The following is a 15,579-nucleotide window of genomic DNA, read 5'->3' on the forward strand; positions in this document are numbered from 1 at the left end:
CCTCAGGTTCCACCCTCTTGCGACTAATACGTCCGGGCGATGGCAGGTGGTTCAGAATTTCTGCGCAAGAAGATCTTGATGCCCGACCGTTACCTGGAGCCGGCCGGCCTCGGCGGCCTCGATCCGGCTCTTCAGATACTCCTCCAGGGCCAGCTCGGGACGCTGCTCGGCGGCGGCGCCGACCCAGCCGCGTAGCCACTCGGCGGTGAGTTCGGCCTGCTCCGGCCCGAGCCGCCACGGGCTGTCCCGCACGGTGACCGTCGCGCCGGCACTGGCGAAGGCCTCCGCCGCGGCGCCGACCGCCTCCGGCCCGAGCAGCATCCGGTCGCCGACGACCCGCCGCTGGTGTTCGTTGAACGCGGCGGCGACCTCGGCGTCGAGCGGATCCGCCGGTTCGAGGGTGACCTCGCCGACCACCGAAAGGGTGAACAGGGCGGGGGTGTCCGACGCGACGCAGACCTCGGCGAGCGCGGTCACCTCGTCGACGGTGAACAGGTCGAGCAGCGCCGAGCAGGTGACGAGCGTGGTGCCGGCCAGGTCCGCCGCGGTCAGCGCGGTGACGTCGCCCTGCGCGGTCTCGACCGTCACCGCGCTGCCGTCGGCGGCCGCCGGCGGCAGGTGGGCGGCGGCGTGCGCGAGCAGCGCGGGGTCACGGTCCTGCAGCACCCAGCGCTGCGGCCCGGGCAGCCGCGGCGCCAGCCACCGGCCCAGCGAGCCGGTGCCGCAGCCGAGGTCGCGGATGACCAGCTCGCCGCCGGTGGGCAGGCGCAGCGCCTCGATCAGGTCGTCGGCGCGGGCCGCCGCGTCCGCGGGCTCGCGCAGCGTCAGCCACGTCGAGCTGAACTCTCCGGTCATGCGTCCAGCACCTCGCTCAATCGTCGGGTCGTCTCGTCCCAGCCCCGCAGGCCGGTGCGGCGGTCCCGGGCGGAGGCCCGCCAGGACTGCCGCAGCCGCGGGTCGGTCAGCCAGCGGCGCAGCGCCGCGGCCAGGGCTTCGGGGTCTCCCGGGGGCACCAGGTCCCCGGGGGTGGTGCCGTCGGCGGCGGCGCCGAGCGCCTCGGGCACGCCGTCGACCCGGGTGCCGAGCACCGGCACGCCGCGCGCCAGGGCCTCGGTCACCACCATGCCGTACGTCTCGGCCAGCGACGGGAGCACCAGCAGGTCGGCCTCGGCGTAGCTGCGGGCCAGCTCCGAACCGCCGCGGGTGCCCGCCAGCCGGATCCGGCCGGGTTCTGGCGCGGCCGCGATCAGGTCGCGGACCCGGTCGGTGAAGGCCGGTGCGCGGTCCAGCGCGCCGACAAGGGTGCAGGTCCAGGGCAGGTCGGCGACCGACCGCAGGGCCGTGACCAGGACGTCCTGCGCCTTGCGCGGGGTCAGCGCGGCCACGCACAGCAACCGGCCGCCCGCGGGCGACGGCGCGGCCGGCGGCGCGGGGTCGACGCCCGGCTCGGCCACGCGCACGCTGCCGGCGGGCAGGTCGTGCAGGGTCTCCAGGCGCCGGGCGGCGCCGGAGCTGGTCGCCACGACCGCCGCGGCGGCGCGCAGCGTGCGCCGCTCCCGCGCGGTCAGCTCCGCCGCCTCGGCGGGTGCCAGGCCGGTCTCGTCGCCGAGCGGCAGGTGCACGAGCACCACCAGCCGTACCCGGTCGCGGTGCGGTTCGAGCAGCTCCGGCACGGCGCAGCCGACCAGGCCGTCGAGCAGCACCACGGCGCCGTCGGGTATCTCGGCGAGCGCCCGGCCCAGGACCGCGGCGTCGGCCTCCCGCGGGTGCGGCCAGGCCGCCGGCACCGCGATCTCGTGCACGTCGCGGCCGGCGGCCAGGCCGGTCAGCACCCGGCGGTCGTACGTGTTCCCGCCGCTCGGTGCCGCCGGGTCGTCGATGGCGCCCGGCAGCACCACGTGGAGCGCTTCGGTCACAGGTTCCGCTCGTAGCTCGCCCAGGCGATGTGCGACTCGTGCAGCGTGACCGCGATGCCGGTCAGGCCGCGCGCGCCCACGCCGAGGTCGCCCGACTCCGCCTTTCCGGCGAGCCGGTCGGCGATCACCTTGGCGAGGAACTCCGTCGAGGTGTTCTGCCCGGCGAAGTCGGCCTCGTCGTCCAGGTTGCGGTAACTGAGCGTGCCGCAGATGGTGTGCAGCTCCTCGCTCGCCCGGCCGATGTCGACGACGATGTTGTCCGCGTCCAGCTCGGGCCGCTTGAACGTGGCGTCGACCACGAAAGTGGCGCCGTGCAACTTCTGGGCGGGTCCGAAGACCTCTCCCGAGAAGCTGTGCGCGATCATGATGTGGTCACGGACGGTGACGCTGAACATTCACTCTCCTGCCGGGTAGTTGATCAGATGACACAGTGCGGGCAGCGAGCCGTCGGTCAGCCGGGGCATGACCTCGGGCAGCTGCGCGAAGTCCGACTCCCCGGTGATCAGGGCGTCGAAGATCGGGTCGGCGAGCAGGTCCAGCGCGATCGCGAGCCGGTCGGCGTAGCTGCGCCGCCCGCGCCGCGCCGGCGCGATCCCGCCCACCTGGCTGCTCTTGACCACCAGGCGGCGGGAGTGGAAGAACTCGCCGAGCGGGACGCTGACCTCGCGATCCCCGTACCAGCTGAGCTCGATGACCGTAGCCTCCGCCGCGAGCAGCTCCAGCGCCCGGGTCAGCCCGGCCGAGGTGGCGCTGGCGTGCACCACCAGGTCGCAGTCCCCGGCCGCGTCGCCGGGCAGCGCGAAGCCGACCCCGAGCGCGTCCGCGACGGCGGCCTTCGCCGGGTCGGCGTCCACGAGCTGCACCTTCGCGGCGGGGAAGCGGGCCAGCACGGCGGCGACGCTCGCGCCGACCATGCCCGCGCCGACCACGGCGATCCGGTCGCCGACCAGCGGCGCGGCGTCCCAGAGCGCGTTGACGGCGGTCTCCACCGTGCCGGCCAGGACGGCCCGGCCGGCGGGAACGGTGTCCGGGATCACGGTCACCGCGGCGGCCGGCACGACGTAGCGGGTCTGGTGCGGGTACAGGGCGAAGACCGTGCGGCCGAGCAGCTCGGGCGGGCCCTGCTCGACCAGGCCGACGCTGAGGTAGCCGTACTTCACCGGTGCCGGGAAGTCGCCCTCCTGGAACGGCGCCCGCATCGCCGCGTGCTGGCTGTCCGGCACGCCGCCGCGGAACACGAGGGTCTCCGTGCCGCGGCTCACGCCGGAGTGCAGGGTCCGGACCAGAACCTCGCCCGGACCGGGGTCACCGACCGTGACCGGACGGATCTCGCCGCGGCCGGGCTCGGCGAGCCAGAACGCGTGTGCGTCACCCGACATCGGTATTTCCCCTCCGAGCTGAACCGAACGCGCGGATCTAGCGTGTTCAGTGACGACAAGCGGCAACCATACGCGGCAACTCGATCTTGCCCTCCCGGAGGCACGGTGACTATCAGTATCGCCACGATGACGGCTCGCGAGAGCCGGGGACCGATCGTCGGCCTGGCCGCGAACCTGATCCTGCTGACGGCCCTGGCCGCCACGACCGGGATCAGCGTCGCCGGCGCGCTGGCCGGCACGGCGTACGCCGTGGTCCTGGCCGTGGCCCTCGGCACCGGCCTGCGCCGCACCGGGATGCGCGCCCTCGGGCCGGCGAACGCCGTGACCCTGGCCCGCGCGACGCTGGTCGGCGGCGTGGTCGCCCTGGTCGTCACGTCGTTCCAGACGCCGGTTCCGCTGTCGGTGCTGGTGCCGCTGATCGGCGTCGCGCTCGCCCTGGACGGGGTGGACGGCCAGGTGGCCCGCCGCACCAACTCGACGTCGCGGCTGGGCGCGCGCTTCGACATGGAGGTCGACGCGTTCCTGATCCTGGTGCTGAGCGTCTTCGTGGCCGGCCCGTTCGGCTGGTGGACGATCGCGATCGGCGCGTTCCGCTACGTCTTCGTCGCCGCCTCCTGGGCCCTGCCCTGGATGAACGCCGCGCTGCCGCCGAAGTTCTCCCGCAAGGTCGTCGCCGCGGTGCAGGGCGTGGTGCTGGTGGTCGCGACCGCGAGCCTGCTGCCGGACGCCGTGTCCTTCGCCGCCGTAGCCGGCGCCCTGGCGTCGCTGATCTGGTCCTTCGGCCGCGACGTGCTCTGGCTCTGGGACACCGAGCAGCGCCGCCGCTTCGCCGAGGTCCGGGCCGGCGTCGTGGCCCGCCGCGCCGTCGCCCGGCCCCGCACCGCGCCGGCACCGGCCGGCGCCTGAGCTCAGGCCACCCGGGCGGTCGCCGGGTGGTTCGTGACGGACGGAGGCCCCTGCTCGGGATCGAGCCGGGGCCTCCGCCGTGCGTGCGGTCGTCACATCCCGACGGTCAGCCGATTACCGGCGGTGGCGGGGACGAACTCGCAGGCACGGCCGAGGACGCCGTCGGAGCCGTCGGGGGACGCTGCCGGGCGAATCGTAGTAGATCTTGGTGAATTGGGCGTTCGTCCACCTTGGCCGGGTCGCGGTGGTGGGGCGGCGCGTCTTCCGGGTCAGGCCACCCGGGCGATCGTGCCCGGCGGGGCGGGCGGTACCGCGCTCGGGTGCAGGATCGCGGCGATCGCCTCGACGCCGTCGACCAGGCGGGGGCCGGGGCGGACCACCAGGGCGTCGCCGTCGATCGCCCAGATCGCGGCGTCCGGGAAGTGCGGTACCACCGCGGCGGCCTGTGCGGCGGCGCCGTCGAGGTGGAATCCGCAGGGCGTGACCAGGACGATGTCGGGTCCGGCGGCGGCCAGTTCCGCCCAGGTGGTCTCCACCGACCGGGCGCCCGGGCGCGCCGCGACCGGCGTGCCGCCGGCGGCCGTCACCAGGTCCGGCACCCAGTGACCGGCCGTGAACGGCGGGTCGACCCACTCGACGATCGCCACCCGGGGCCGGGGCCGCCCTGCGACCGCGGCGGCCACCGCGTCCAGCCGCGCGCGCAGCGCCGCGACCAGGTCACGTGCCCGGTCCGGCACGCCGGCGCGGGCGCCGACCAGGGTGAAGGTCTCGAGCACCTCGTCGAGGGTGTACGGGTCCAGCGTCAGCACGTCGGCGCGGCAGCCCAGGTGGCCGAGCGCGTCCGAGACCTGCCCGGACGGCAGCGCGCACACCCGGCACAGGTCCTGGGTGAGGATCAGCTCCGGATCGAGCGCGGCGAGGGCGCCGGCGTGCAGCGTGTAGAGGTCGTCGCCCGCGGCCATACGCTCCCGCACGTACGCGTCGATCTCGGCCGGGGTCATGCCGCGGGTGTCGCGCCCGCCGACCACCACCGTCTTGTCCGCGCGGGCCGACGGCGGCTCGTCGCACTCGAACGTCACGCCGACGAGATCGTCGCCGAGGCCGAGGGCGTACACGATCTCGGTGGCCGAGGGCAGGAGCGAGACGAGGCGCATGGTCCTGAAGTCTGCCGTGTGCCGGGCGTTGTCGCCCGATCAGGTTCATGTGCGCGTTGTTGGCGGCGCGCCGGTCGTGGCCGTGTCACCCTCGGCGAGTGCCACTGCCGGATCTTGATACCTACACGTCGGACCGCACGATCACCGATGCCACGTTCGAGGGCGTCGTCGTGCCGGGCCTGTGCGCCGAGTTCTTCCGCCGTGTCGAGGGCGAGCGGACGGCGACCGCCGGCCGTTACTCGATGAACGGCCGGGAACTGCTGCTCGCCTGGGGGTGGGCCGACGAGGAGCACTGTCGCTTCTCGTCGGTCCGTGATCCCGAGGGCTTCTGGCATCCGGAGACGCCGGGCTGCCCGGTGGTGGAGATCATCCGGGACGGTGAGGAGCCGGACGCGCCGGTGACCGCGCTGGCGATCCGCACGCCCACCGGCCAGTGGGTCACGACCGATCGGGCGCGGGTGCCGTCGCGGTAGCGGGGGAGCGGCGTACCAGCCAGAGCGAGAACCCGGTGAGCGCCAGCGCCAGGCCGAACAGGGTCAGGTGCAGGGCGGGGTCGACGATCGGCACGAAGCCGATGACGGCGACCGGCACCTGGACCACCGCGATGAGCGCGGCGAGCAGCCAGGCCCGGGAGCCGCGCCAGAGCACGGCGGTCCAGATCGGTGCGGACGCCACCAGCAGGGTCAGGCCGTCGAGCAGGGCGTGCAGGTTGGCGTTGTGTACGGCATTGTGCGCGAACGCCTGCGCGGGCGACGCGATCCACAGGGCGGCGAGGACGGATCCGGCGATGACAGCGGCACGACGCATGGCTTCCTCCGGGTGTTACTGAGCCGTTGCACTGGGTAATCACGGTACGGAGGCCCCAGGAGGGCCGTAAAGCCCTCAAACGATTCACTCCTGTCACTCGCGTGCGTGACGTCCTCACTGAGAGTTGGCCAGACGAAGGATCTTGGCCACTTGGCTACTTCGGGTAACGTCGCCTAGGGTGGCCGGGTCGGCGTGCGTCGACGGAGTGAGCAGGAGATATCCGTGAACCTGAGCGAAGTCGCCATGGCGGCCGCTATCACTGTCAGTGTTGGCGGCGTTTCTTACGCTGCGTTGAACGTCGACGGAATCTCCGGCTCGACCCGGACGGTCGCCGACCAGGCCTCGTGCCACACCGTCGACGGCGCCGTCGTCGCCTTCGTGGCGCAGCACGGCACGGCCCCGACGACGATCAAGCAGCTCAGCCCGTACGTGAAGGGCGACATCTCCGCGTACCGGATCGTCGGGGGCCGGGCCGCGGGGCCGGGCTGCTGACGCTCAGCTCGCGAGGCTGAAGCGCTCCGAGTGCACCTGGCTGGACGGGACCCGCAGCGAGCGCAGGCTGCGCAGCACCGCGTTCGTCATCGCCGCCGGTCCGCAGACGTAGACGTCGCGGTCCAGGATGTCCGGGACCATGGCGGCGAGGTTCTGCGGCTCGAACGGGTTGTTCGGCGGGTTGCCCGCGCCGGTGCGCCCGGTCAGGACGTGCAGCTGGGCGCCGCGGGAGCGGGCCAGGTTCTGCAGCTCGCCGAGCAGCACGGCGTCCTTGGTGGTGTGCGCGCGGTACAGCACGACCACCGGGCCGGTCAGCTCCTCCAGCAGGGCGCGGATCGGGGTGATGCCGACGCCGCCCGCGATCAGCAGCGTCGAGTCGCGGACCCGGCTCAGCGAGGTGAACGCGCCGTACGGGCCCTCGGCGAAGACGCGCGTGCCGACCGGGATGTCGCGCAGCCGGGCGCTGCCCGACCCGACCGCCTTCGCCGTCAGACGCAGGCTGCGGCCGTCGGGGGCCGCCGACAGCGAGAACGGGTTCGCCTCCCACCAGTGTCCGTGTCCCAGGAAGCGCCAGATCATGAACTGGCCCGCGCGGGCCGGCAGCTTGTCCAGGTTGCGGCCCGTGACGTGCACCGACACCACGTTGTCGGCCTCGGGCACCACCGCGGCGACCCGGAACTGGTGGCGGGCGTTGCGCCACAGCGGCATGACCATCCGGCCGACGACCAGCGACACCAGCGCGAACGCCCACAGCCCCCACCAGTACGCCCGCGCGAACGCCGAGGACGTGAACGTCGACACCTCGGTGAGCTGGTGGATCAGGCCGAAGACCACGGCGACGTACAGGCAGACGTGCACCGCGTGCCACGCCTCGTACGACAGGCGGCGCCGCGCCGCGCGTACCGAAAGGCCGGCCGCGACCAGCACGATGCCGGCGGCGAGCATGCCCAGCAGGACCGGCATCTGGCCCTTGAGGTTGTTGAACTCGGTGAGCGGCGTGCTGTTGTACTCGCTCGCGTAGCCGAGCAGGATGAACGTCGGGTGCAGCAGCACCAGCCAGAACAGGGTGAAGCCGGTCCACCGGTGCCACGAGGTGAGCCGGTCCATGCCGATGCGCCGGTCCAGCCACGGCAGGCGGGCCACCAGGATCAGCTGCAGGATCATGATCAGGGCCAGGTGCAGGCCCAGCCACTTGCCGAAGCCGAGGATGGCGTTCTTGGCGGGCTCGGCGGTGAGGAACACGGTCTCGACGATCAGCACGTTCACGCCGACGACGGTCCAGAGTACGAGCCGGGCCAGGATGCCCGGTGGGAGCGCCGTGCGCGCGGGCACACCGTGCAGCCGTTCGTTCGCAGCCGTCATCGATATATCTCCTGTTCGCAGGGCCTTGCGTCACACACGGCCCGGTCGGCGATCCGGTTCACTGCGACGTTGTACAGCACCCTGGCGACGACAGTTCAGCACAGTGGGCAGCGACACCGAAAGCGTGCGCCGGAATCCCGACGCACGCCTTTCGAGTGATGACCGCTTTAGAAGGATCAGGGATAGTTGACGACGTAGCTCGGCACGGTGTCCGCGCCCTGCGCGACGTTGCCTGTGGTGTTGATGACATTGGTGATCGAGCCGACGCCGCCGAGTGACACCGTCAGCAGGCTGTGGAACCGGACGCCGGACCGGTTGGGCGCCTCGAAGCCGCGGGCCGCGACGATCGAGGGGTTCACGTTGAAGTAGCAGTAGCTGCCCACGCCCCACGCCTCGTGCGTGGTGACCGAGTCCGCGACCTTGTAGGCGGCGTACCCGTTGGCGCCGGTGCGCCACGCGGCCTGGGTCGGCGGGTCGTACGGCATCTCGTTCTGGAAGAAGATCGTCCGCCCGCCGTTGCCGTTCCACTGCACCTGGTAGTTCTGGTAGTGCTCGACGAACAGGCCGAGCGCGAGCACGTTGGCGCCGTTGACGATGAGCCCGCTGGCGGCGGGGTTGGTCGTCCAGCCGACACCGGCGCCGTGGTCGGCGCGCCAGGCCCAGATGTGGTCGAGCAGCGTGTTGTTGCTGTTGACCAGCAGGCTGTTGGTGGCCGCGCCGGGACCGGCGCCGCCGATCCGGAAGAACACGTCCTGCACCGAGGTCGGGTTCGCGGCGTGGTTGGCGCTCGAGCCGGCCGGCCCGATCGTGAGCAGGTTGGGGGAGTTGGTGGTGCCGGCGTCGAAGAGCAGGCTGGAGATCTTCACCCCGTCGACGTCCGCGACCGCCATCGGGGTGACCCCGCCGTCCGGGATGATCGTGGCGTAGCCGAGGCCCATCACCACGGTGTTCGCCCGGGTCACGTTGATCGTCTGGTTGACGTGGTAGATGCCGGGGGTGAAGAGCAGGTTCAGGCCCTGCGCGAGGGCCGCGTTGATCGTCGCCGCCGAGTCGCCGGGGTGCGCGACGTAGAACTGGGTCAGCGGGATGGAGCCGCCCGGCGTGTTCGGCCAGGTGACGTTCGACGAGTTCGTCGCGAGGCTCGGCACCCACACGGCGTAGTTCGCGCCGTCCAGGTACAGGTAGGGCTTCTCCCGGCTGATCGGCGTGGTGGCCAGCGTGGTGATCGGCGGGCTCGGGAACGAGGTCGCCGGCGCGCCGGCGACGCCGGTGAAGACGTTGTTCCACACCGCGTTGAGATTCATCTGGATGCTGCTGTTGCGGGTGTACCACTGCTGCTGCGAGAACGGCTGGAGCTGCCCGCTGATCCGGGTGTCGGCGATGTATCCGCCGCTGGCCCAGCCGAATCCGGTCGGGGTCAGGCTCAGGTGGGTGTTGATGTTCATCCGGCGCATCGGCGCGGCCTGCGCGACCGCCCAGCGCTCGTACGCGGTGCCGGCCGGCGGGGTCACCGAGAAGTTCTCGGTGGAGCGCCAGAAGTTCTGGGTCGCGTTGCCGCCGAACCATCCGGCGTCGACGGTCAGGTTGCTGCTGTTGAGGTGCACGTCCGTCGGGTTGCGGCCGAGCCCGGCGATGGAGGTGTAGAAGCCGATGTTCGCGGTCAGGTTGTTGTAGGTGCCGGGCTTGAAGAGCAGCTCGTAGCGCTGGTTGCCGAACTGCTGCGTCTCCGACTGGCTGAACACGCTGTTGAGCTGCGCCTGGATGGACGCGGTCGACATCGACGGGTCGAAGACGAGCACGTTCGGCCCGAGCGCGCCGCCGCCGGGGATGGTCGGCCCGCCGACGGGTACGCCGAAGACCTGGAACTCCCAGAGCGAGTAGCCGTAGGGCGTCGCGCGGGCGGTGCCGTTCATCCGCACGTAGCGGCCGGTGCCGGACACCGCGAGGGTCTGCACGCCGCCCGTGCCGGTGGTGGTCGAGGCGACGGTGGTCCAGGTGGTGCCGTTCGCCGAGGTCTGCACCTGGTACGAGGTCGCGTACGCGGCCTCCCAGTTCAGGACGACCTGGCTGATCGTGTACGAGGCGCCGAGGTCGATCTGGATCCACTGGGGATCGCTGAAGGCGCTGGACCAGCGGGTGCCGGTGTTGCCGTCGACGGCGGCGGAGGCGGGGAAGGTGCCGTTCTCGGTCGACGACGCGGTGGCGGGCCGGCCCTGCGAGACGAGGGGATCGGCGGCGAGCGCGGCCCGCGGTGTGGCGAGGGTGAGTGCGGCGATCAGCGCGAGGACGAGGCCGATCAGGGCGCCGCGGTGGCGGAGGCGGGGGACGGGAGCTACTTCCATGAGCACTCCTCGGGTTTCAGAATTGTTACGTGAGAGCGCTCTCTGAGCGTGAGCCGAGCCTCGAAATATGTCAATAGTTCGATGGTCAGCCGTGCCCGTGCGCGCACCGTCACCGTGAGGTCATACGATCGCCACGGGAAATGGCGGACACAGCACGGAGGGTTTGATGACGGAGACGCTGGAGTTTCAGGCCGAGGCGCGGCAGCTGTTGCAGTTGATGGTCCATTCGATCTATTCGAACAAGGACATCTTCCTGCGCGAGCTGATCTCGAACGCCTCCGACGCCTTGGACAAGCGCCGCCTCGTGGCCCTGGCCGAGGACGGCGCCAGCCCCGAGGACCTGCACATCGAGATCGCCGCCGACACCGAGGCGCGGACGCTCACCGTGCGGGACAACGGCATCGGCATGTCGCGCGACGAGGTCGTCTCGCTGATCGGCACGATCGCCAAGTCCGGCACCGCCGAGCTGCTGCGCCGGCTCAAGGACAGCAAGGACAAGGACGGCAAGGAGAAGGAGTCGGCCGAGCTGATCGGCCAGTTCGGCGTCGGTTTCTACTCGACCTTCATGGTCGCCGACAAGGTCACCCTGGTCACCCGCCGGGTGGGCGAGGACTCCGGTACGCGCTGGGAGTCGGCCGGCGAGGGCACTTACACGATCGAGTCCGTCGCCGACGCGCCGCAGGGCACCGCGGTGACCGTGCACCTGCGGCCCAAGGACGAGGAGGACGCGCTCTTCGACTACGCGGACGAGCGCAAGATCAGGGAGATCGTCAAGCGGTACTCCGACTTCATCTCCTTCCCGATCCGCCTGGCCGCCGCCGAGGGCGAGCCGGCGACGCTGAACTCGATGAAGGCGCTGTGGGCCCGGCCGCGCTCCGAGGTCAAGGACGAGGAGTACACCGAGTTCTACCGGCACATCAGCCACGACTGGACCGACCCGCTCGAGACCATCCAGATGCGCGCCGAGGGCACCTTCGAGTACGAGGCGCTGCTCTTCATCCCGTCCCGCGCGCCGCACGACCTGTTCCAGCGCGACGGCCGCCGCGGCATCCAGCTCTACGTCAAGCGCGTGTTCATCATGGACGACAGCCGTGAGCTGATGCCCGACCACCTGCGCTTCGTCAAGGGCGTGGTGGACGCGGCCGACCTGTCGCTGAACATCTCCCGGGAGATCCTCCAGCAGGACCGCCACATCCAGCTGATCCGCCGCCGCCTCGCCAAGAAGGTCCTCTCCACCGTCAAGGACCTGATGACCAGCGACCCGGAGAAGTACCGCACGTTCTGGCGCGAGTTCGGCCGGGCGGTCAAGGAGGGCCTGCTGGGCGACCCCGGCGACCAGAAGGCGATCCTGGACATCGCCTCGTTCGCCTCGACCGCAGGCGACGAGCCGACCACCCTCACCGCGTACGTGGAGCGGATGAAGGAGGGTCAGGACGAGATCTACTTCATGACCGGCGAGACCCGGGTGCAGGTGGAGAACTCGCCGCACCTGGAGGCGTTCAAGGCCAAGGGCTACGAGGTGCTGCTGCTCACCGACCCGGTCGACGAGATCTGGGTCGACGCGGTGCCGGAGTACGAGGGCAAGAAGCTCCAGTCGATCGCGCGCGGCTCCGTCGACCTCGACAGCGAGCCGGCCTCGGAGGAGAAGACGGGCGAGTTCGCGCCGTTGCTCACCTGGCTCGGCGAGACGCTCACCGACGAGGTCAAGGAGGTCCGGCTCTCCACCCGGCTGACGACCTCGCCGGCCTGCCTGGTCAGCGACGCCGACGACATCACGCCCACGCTGGAGAAGATGTACCGGGCGATGGGCCAGGAGGTGCCCCCGGTCAAGCGGATCCTCGAGCTGAACCCGGAGCACCCGCTGGTGAGCGGGCTGCGGGCGGCGCACGAGCAGCGGGCCGACGACCCGAACCTGCCGGAGACCGCCGAGCTGCTCTACGGCACCGCGCTGCTGGCCGAGGGCGGCGACCTGGCCGACCCGGCGCGCTTCGCCAAGCTGCTCGCCGACCGCCTGGCCCGGACGGTCTAGGCGCCCACCGCGGGGGTCAGGACGGCGGCCACCGTCGTCCTGACCAGCGCGTCCGGGTCGGCGCACTCGAGCTTGCCGTCGAGCAGCAGCACGGCGAGGCCGTGCACCAGCGCCCACGCGCCCACCCGGAGGGCCGGGGTGGCGACCCGGCTCGCCAGGATCTCGGCGGTGCGGGCCCACGCCGCGTTGGCGGTCGGGCGGCCGTACATCAGGCGGAACAGCCCGGGGCGCTCCAGCGCGAACGCCACGTAGACCCCGGCCATGGCCGCCAGGTCCGGTGCCGCCTCCAGGCGGTCCGCCAGGCGGTCGAAGCCGCACCCCGCCAGGGCCGAGAGCAGGGCTTCCTTGTCCTCGTAGTGCCGGTACGGCGCGTTGGGCGAGACGCCGGCCCGGCGCGCCACCGCCCGCAGTGAGAAGGTCTCACCGTCGTCCAGCAGGCCGAGGGCGGCATCGAGCAGTGCCGTCCGCAGATCGCCATGGTGATACGACCGACCCGCCTGTGATGTTGACACTGCACACACCGCCTTCCTAATGTGCGCAGTGTATACATTCGCGATCACCGGGAGTGCACGTGTCCGTACGATCGACCGAGGTCCGCCTCGCGGCCCGTCCGCAGGGCTGGCCCACCGCTGAGACGTTCGAGATCGCACACGCCGAGCTGGGGGACCCCGCGCCCGGCCAGGTGCTGGTGCGCAACCTGCTCATGAGCGTCGACCCGTACATGCGCGGCCGGATGGACGACCGCAAGTCCTACGTGCCGCCGTTCCAGGTCGGCCACGCCCTGGAGGGCGGCGCGATCGGAGAGGTCGTCGAGTCGGCCGCCGACGGCCTCAAGCCCGGCGACATCGTCCTGCACGGCCTCGGCTGGCGCGAGTACGCCCTGGTCAACGCGCGCTCCGCGGCCAAGGTCGACCCGTCGGCCGCACCGCTGGGCGCGTACCTCGGGGTGCTCGGCATGACCGGGCTCACCGCGTACGCGGGGCTGCTGCGCACCGCGGAGTTCAAGCCGGGCGACGTCGTCTTCGTCTCCAGCGCCGCCGGCGCGGTCGGCCAGGTCGTCGGCCAGCTGGCGCGGCTCAAGGGCGCCGCCCGGGTGATCGGTAGCGCCGGCTCCGCGGCGAAGGTCGCGTTCCTCAAGGACGAGCTCGGCTTCGACGCGGCGTTCGACTATCACGACGGGCCGGTCGCCGAGCAGCTCAAGCGGGCCGCGCCGGACGGCGTCGACGTCTACTTCGACAACGTCGGCGGCGAGCACCTCGAGGCGGCCATCTCCTCGCTGAACGTCCACGGCCGGATCACCGTCTGCGGCATGATCAGCGTCTACAACGCCACCGAGCCGACCCCGGCGCCGCGCAACCTGGCCACGCTGATCGGCAAGCGCCTGACGATGCGCGGCATGCTGGTCGGCGACCACAGCGACCTGCGCGAGGCCTTCATCGCGGACATGGCGCCGTGGGTGGCGGACGGCAGCATCAAGAACCAGGAGACGATCTTCGAGGGCCTGTCGCGGGCGCCGGAGGCCTTCCTGGCCATGCTGCGCGGCGACGGCCTCGGCAAGAACCTGGTCCGCATCGCGGAGTAGCGCCGCTCAGCGCGATGACGGGGCGCCCACCTTGCGGTGAGCGCCCCGCTCGGCCTTACCTGTAGGTGATGTCGCTTCTGCTGACCCTGCAGTTGCTGTCGTCCCATCCCTCGCCGAGGTAGGTCGGCTCGCTGCCCTTGGCGACGCCCTTGTACTTCCCGCAGACCACAGGGCTGGAGCTGTTGCTGATGGTGACTCGGGTGATGGTGGCGGTGTCGCCCCAGTTGCTGTTGATCCCGGTGACCATGTCGATGTCGTTCAGCAGGACGTTGTCGACCTTGACGTGGCGCTGGTAAGACGTGGTGCAGTTGCCGCAGGCTCGGTACAGCTTTCCGGAGCCGCTGAGGTAGAAGCCGGAGATGCTGACCGTTCCATTTCCGTTGTGCTGGAACGTCTTGTCGCTGCCGGACCTCGCGCCGCCGCCGATGACGTAGCTGGTGCCGCCGCCGGTGCCCTTGAAGGTCGCGGCGTCCTCGCCGATGTCGTTCCACCACACGTTTCTGATGGTGCAGGTCCCCTCGCAGTGCACGCCGTCGCCGGCAGGGGAGCCCAGGATGACGTTCTGCAGGGTGCCGCCGTTGGCTATCTTGAACATCGGATCCTGGGACTCGCTCTGCGAGCCGTCACCGATGCAGCAATACGTCTTCATGCCGCCGTCGAAGGTCCCGGAGACGTTGACGGTGCTACTGATGCTCACCGAGCCGGCCGAGGACGGCCACGCGCCGGTCGGGGTGCCGCTACCGCCGGTCGGTGTGGGCGTCGGAGCGGTGGTCGGGCTGGTGGTCGGGGTCGAGCCGCCGCTGGAATACGTCTCGAATTCGGCGATTCGCGGCGCGCTGGATGCGCTGGTGATCTCGAAGGTGAGCTTCTTCAGCGAGGTCGAGGCGAAGGAGATGGTGCTCGGGCTGCCGCTGCCGCTGGTCAGGACGGAGCCTGAGTCTGCGTTGAGCACTCGCCAGGCGCTGATCGAGCCGCCGCCCGAGGCCTGGACGATGACGGCCGAGGACACCGTCTTCGCGCTGCTCCACTTGACCGAGACGTATCCGGTTGTGCTGTTCGGCGACCAATAGGTGCTGGTGCTGCCGTCGATGACGTTGCCGTAGCTGGTGCCGCTGGCCTTGCTGGAGCCGTCGGCGCCGGCGCCGATGCTCAGGTTGTCGGCGGCCAGGGCGTTGGGCTGCGGCAGCGTCAGCAGTATTGCGGCGGTTGTGATCGCGGTGGCGCCTCCGGCTATCCACCGTAGGGCGACTGGTCGCCTCATCTGGTCTCACCTTCATTGTCGGGAGTGCTTCGCGCCGTCGCTCGGGGGTGGGGGAGGTAAGCGCTTTCCTGGTTAGGATAGAAAAGCGTCGATGTGATGACAAGGAGTTGCAAAGGTTTGCAGGAATGTGAATTTTGTTCGCAAATTTGGGATTGGTTGCGCGGGGACGGTTGGGGCCGGGGGTGACCAAGCACGGCTTGTAAGGCGGCTATGCCGTGCTTGGTCACCCCCGGCCCCAACCTTGCATGGGAGCCTGTCGGGCCAGGGTCTCGGTTGCTCACCTGTGGGTGCCTGGTGGGGCTTGGGTGTGCACCTTGCGGTGGGGGTCTGGCTGCCGCGTTGTGGGCGC

The 15,579-nt window shown here is 71.1% G+C and carries 16 protein-coding genes; 6 read left to right on the top strand and 10 right to left on the bottom strand.

Translation table 11 applies throughout. The annotated features are described in order from the left end of the window. Positions 1-51: 51 nt before the first annotated feature. From BJ971_RS16985 to BJ971_RS17000, 4 genes are read right to left on the bottom strand one after another with little or no spacing between them, the layout of a single operon-like run. A complete protein-coding gene (locus tag BJ971_RS16985) occupies positions 52-855 on the bottom strand; it encodes a methyltransferase domain-containing protein (protein ID WP_184994241.1) in 804 nt (267 codons plus the stop codon). Next, on the bottom strand, positions 852-1,916 hold the full coding sequence (locus BJ971_RS16990; RefSeq protein ID WP_203709122.1) for a glycosyltransferase family 4 protein: 1,065 nt from the start codon (positions 1,914-1,916) through the stop codon (positions 852-854). Before BJ971_RS16990 ends, BJ971_RS16985 begins: the two co-directional genes overlap by 4 nt. After that, positions 1,913-2,311, bottom strand: coding sequence for a 6-pyruvoyl trahydropterin synthase family protein (locus BJ971_RS16995; protein WP_184994242.1), 399 nt, complete (start codon positions 2,309-2,311; stop codon positions 1,913-1,915). Before BJ971_RS16995 ends, BJ971_RS16990 begins: the two co-directional genes overlap by 4 nt. After that, the gene (locus BJ971_RS17000) at positions 2,312-3,295 is read right to left on the bottom strand and encodes a zinc-dependent alcohol dehydrogenase (protein ID WP_184994243.1); all 984 of its coding nucleotides are present in this window, start codon (positions 3,293-3,295) and stop codon (positions 2,312-2,314) included. Positions 3,296-3,421: 126 nt separating this feature from the next. Here BJ971_RS17000 and BJ971_RS17005 point away from each other — a divergent pair, with 126 nt between their 5' ends. Continuing rightward, positions 3,422-4,201 (top strand): CDP-alcohol phosphatidyltransferase family protein, encoded by a 780-nt coding sequence (locus tag BJ971_RS17005; protein ID WP_184994244.1) that lies wholly within the window; start codon positions 3,422-3,424, stop codon positions 4,199-4,201. 269 nt (positions 4,202-4,470) lie between these two features. On the opposite strand, the gene BJ971_RS17010 is transcribed toward BJ971_RS17005, so the two are convergent. After that, positions 4,471-5,355, bottom strand: a complete 885-nt coding sequence (locus tag BJ971_RS17010; protein ID WP_184994245.1) for an ABC transporter substrate-binding protein — start codon at positions 5,353-5,355, stop codon at positions 4,471-4,473. A 98-nt stretch (positions 5,356-5,453) separates the two neighbouring features. Here BJ971_RS17010 and BJ971_RS17015 point away from each other — a divergent pair, with 98 nt between their 5' ends. Further along, the gene (locus BJ971_RS17015) at positions 5,454-5,828 is read left to right on the top strand and encodes a polysaccharide deacetylase family protein (RefSeq protein ID WP_184994246.1); all 375 of its coding nucleotides are present in this window, start codon (positions 5,454-5,456) and stop codon (positions 5,826-5,828) included. On the opposite strand, the gene BJ971_RS17020 is transcribed toward BJ971_RS17015, so the two are convergent. Further along, on the bottom strand, positions 5,794-6,162 hold the full coding sequence (locus BJ971_RS17020) for a hypothetical protein (RefSeq protein ID WP_184994247.1): 369 nt from the start codon (positions 6,160-6,162) through the stop codon (positions 5,794-5,796). The genes BJ971_RS17015 and BJ971_RS17020 overlap by 35 nt on opposite strands. A gap of 291 nt (positions 6,163-6,453) precedes the next feature. On the opposite strand from BJ971_RS17020, the gene BJ971_RS17025 reads away from it, so the two are divergent. Next, positions 6,454-6,654, top strand: coding sequence for a hypothetical protein (locus BJ971_RS17025; protein WP_239087195.1), 201 nt, complete (start codon positions 6,454-6,456; stop codon positions 6,652-6,654). A 3-nt stretch (positions 6,655-6,657) separates the two neighbouring features. Here the strand turns inward: BJ971_RS17025 and BJ971_RS17030 are convergent, their stop codons facing one another. Together BJ971_RS17030 and BJ971_RS17035 are read right to left on the bottom strand one after the other, a co-directional pair. Beyond that, positions 6,658-8,016, bottom strand: a complete 1,359-nt coding sequence (locus BJ971_RS17030) for a ferredoxin reductase family protein (RefSeq protein WP_184994248.1) — start codon at positions 8,014-8,016, stop codon at positions 6,658-6,660. A gap of 176 nt (positions 8,017-8,192) precedes the next feature. Next, the gene (locus BJ971_RS17035; protein WP_184994249.1) at positions 8,193-10,358 is read right to left on the bottom strand and encodes a discoidin domain-containing protein; all 2,166 of its coding nucleotides are present in this window, start codon (positions 10,356-10,358) and stop codon (positions 8,193-8,195) included. A 163-nt stretch (positions 10,359-10,521) separates the two neighbouring features. Between BJ971_RS17035 and htpG the strand changes: the two genes are divergently transcribed. Then, positions 10,522-12,387: a molecular chaperone HtpG gene (gene htpG / locus BJ971_RS17040; protein ID WP_184994250.1), complete on the top strand. Its 1,866-nt coding sequence runs from the start codon at positions 10,522-10,524 to the stop codon at positions 12,385-12,387. Here the strand turns inward: htpG and BJ971_RS17045 are convergent. Beyond that, positions 12,384-12,899, bottom strand: a complete 516-nt coding sequence (locus tag BJ971_RS17045; protein ID WP_184994251.1) for a TetR/AcrR family transcriptional regulator — start codon at positions 12,897-12,899, stop codon at positions 12,384-12,386. The genes htpG and BJ971_RS17045 overlap by 4 nt on opposite strands. 59 nt (positions 12,900-12,958) lie before the next feature. On the opposite strand from BJ971_RS17045, the gene BJ971_RS17050 reads away from it, so the two are divergent. Continuing rightward, the gene (locus tag BJ971_RS17050; protein ID WP_184994252.1) at positions 12,959-13,969 is read left to right on the top strand and encodes an NADP-dependent oxidoreductase; all 1,011 of its coding nucleotides are present in this window, start codon (positions 12,959-12,961) and stop codon (positions 13,967-13,969) included. A gap of 55 nt (positions 13,970-14,024) precedes the next feature. Here the strand turns inward: BJ971_RS17050 and BJ971_RS41330 are convergent, their stop codons facing one another. After that, positions 14,025-14,666 (bottom strand): pectate lyase, encoded by a 642-nt coding sequence (locus BJ971_RS41330; RefSeq protein WP_239087194.1) that lies wholly within the window; start codon positions 14,664-14,666, stop codon positions 14,025-14,027. On the opposite strand from BJ971_RS41330, the gene BJ971_RS41335 reads away from it, so the two are divergent. Further along, positions 14,659-15,039 carry a hypothetical protein gene (locus tag BJ971_RS41335; protein WP_239087193.1) on the top strand — a complete coding sequence of 127 codons (381 nt, stop codon included), beginning with the start codon at positions 14,659-14,661 and terminating at the stop codon, positions 15,037-15,039. The genes BJ971_RS41330 and BJ971_RS41335 overlap by 8 nt on opposite strands. Positions 15,040-15,579: the final 540 nt, after the last annotated feature.

It is taken from the genome of Amorphoplanes digitatis (assembly GCF_014205335.1).
GTDB classification, from domain to species: domain Bacteria; phylum Actinomycetota; class Actinomycetes; order Mycobacteriales; family Micromonosporaceae; genus Actinoplanes; species Actinoplanes digitatus.

Bases quoted from the DNA above. Each gene is read 5' to 3' on its own strand.
- BJ971_RS17020 (WP_184994247.1), bottom strand. From the start codon at position 6,162: ATGCGTCGTGCCGCTGTCATCGCCGGATCCGTCCTCGCCGCCCTGTGG.
- BJ971_RS17035 (WP_184994249.1), bottom strand. From the start codon at position 10,358: ATGGAAGTAGCTCCCGTCCCCCGCCTCCGCCACCGCGGCGCCCTGATC.
- BJ971_RS17010 (WP_184994245.1), bottom strand. From the start codon at position 5,355: ATGCGCCTCGTCTCGCTCCTGCCCTCGGCCACCGAGATCGTGTACGCC.
- BJ971_RS17000 (WP_184994243.1), bottom strand. From the start codon at position 3,295: ATGTCGGGTGACGCACACGCGTTCTGGCTCGCCGAGCCCGGCCGCGGC.
- BJ971_RS17030 (WP_184994248.1), bottom strand. From the start codon at position 8,016: ATGACGGCTGCGAACGAACGGCTGCACGGTGTGCCCGCGCGCACGGCG.
- BJ971_RS16995 (WP_184994242.1), bottom strand. From the start codon at position 2,311: ATGTTCAGCGTCACCGTCCGTGACCACATCATGATCGCGCACAGCTTC.
- BJ971_RS17005 (WP_184994244.1), top strand. From the start codon at position 3,422: ATGACGGCTCGCGAGAGCCGGGGACCGATCGTCGGCCTGGCCGCGAAC.
- BJ971_RS41335 (WP_239087193.1), top strand. From the start codon at position 14,659: ATGCTCACCGAGCCGGCCGAGGACGGCCACGCGCCGGTCGGGGTGCCG.
- BJ971_RS16985 (WP_184994241.1), bottom strand. From the start codon at position 855: ATGACCGGAGAGTTCAGCTCGACGTGGCTGACGCTGCGCGAGCCCGCG.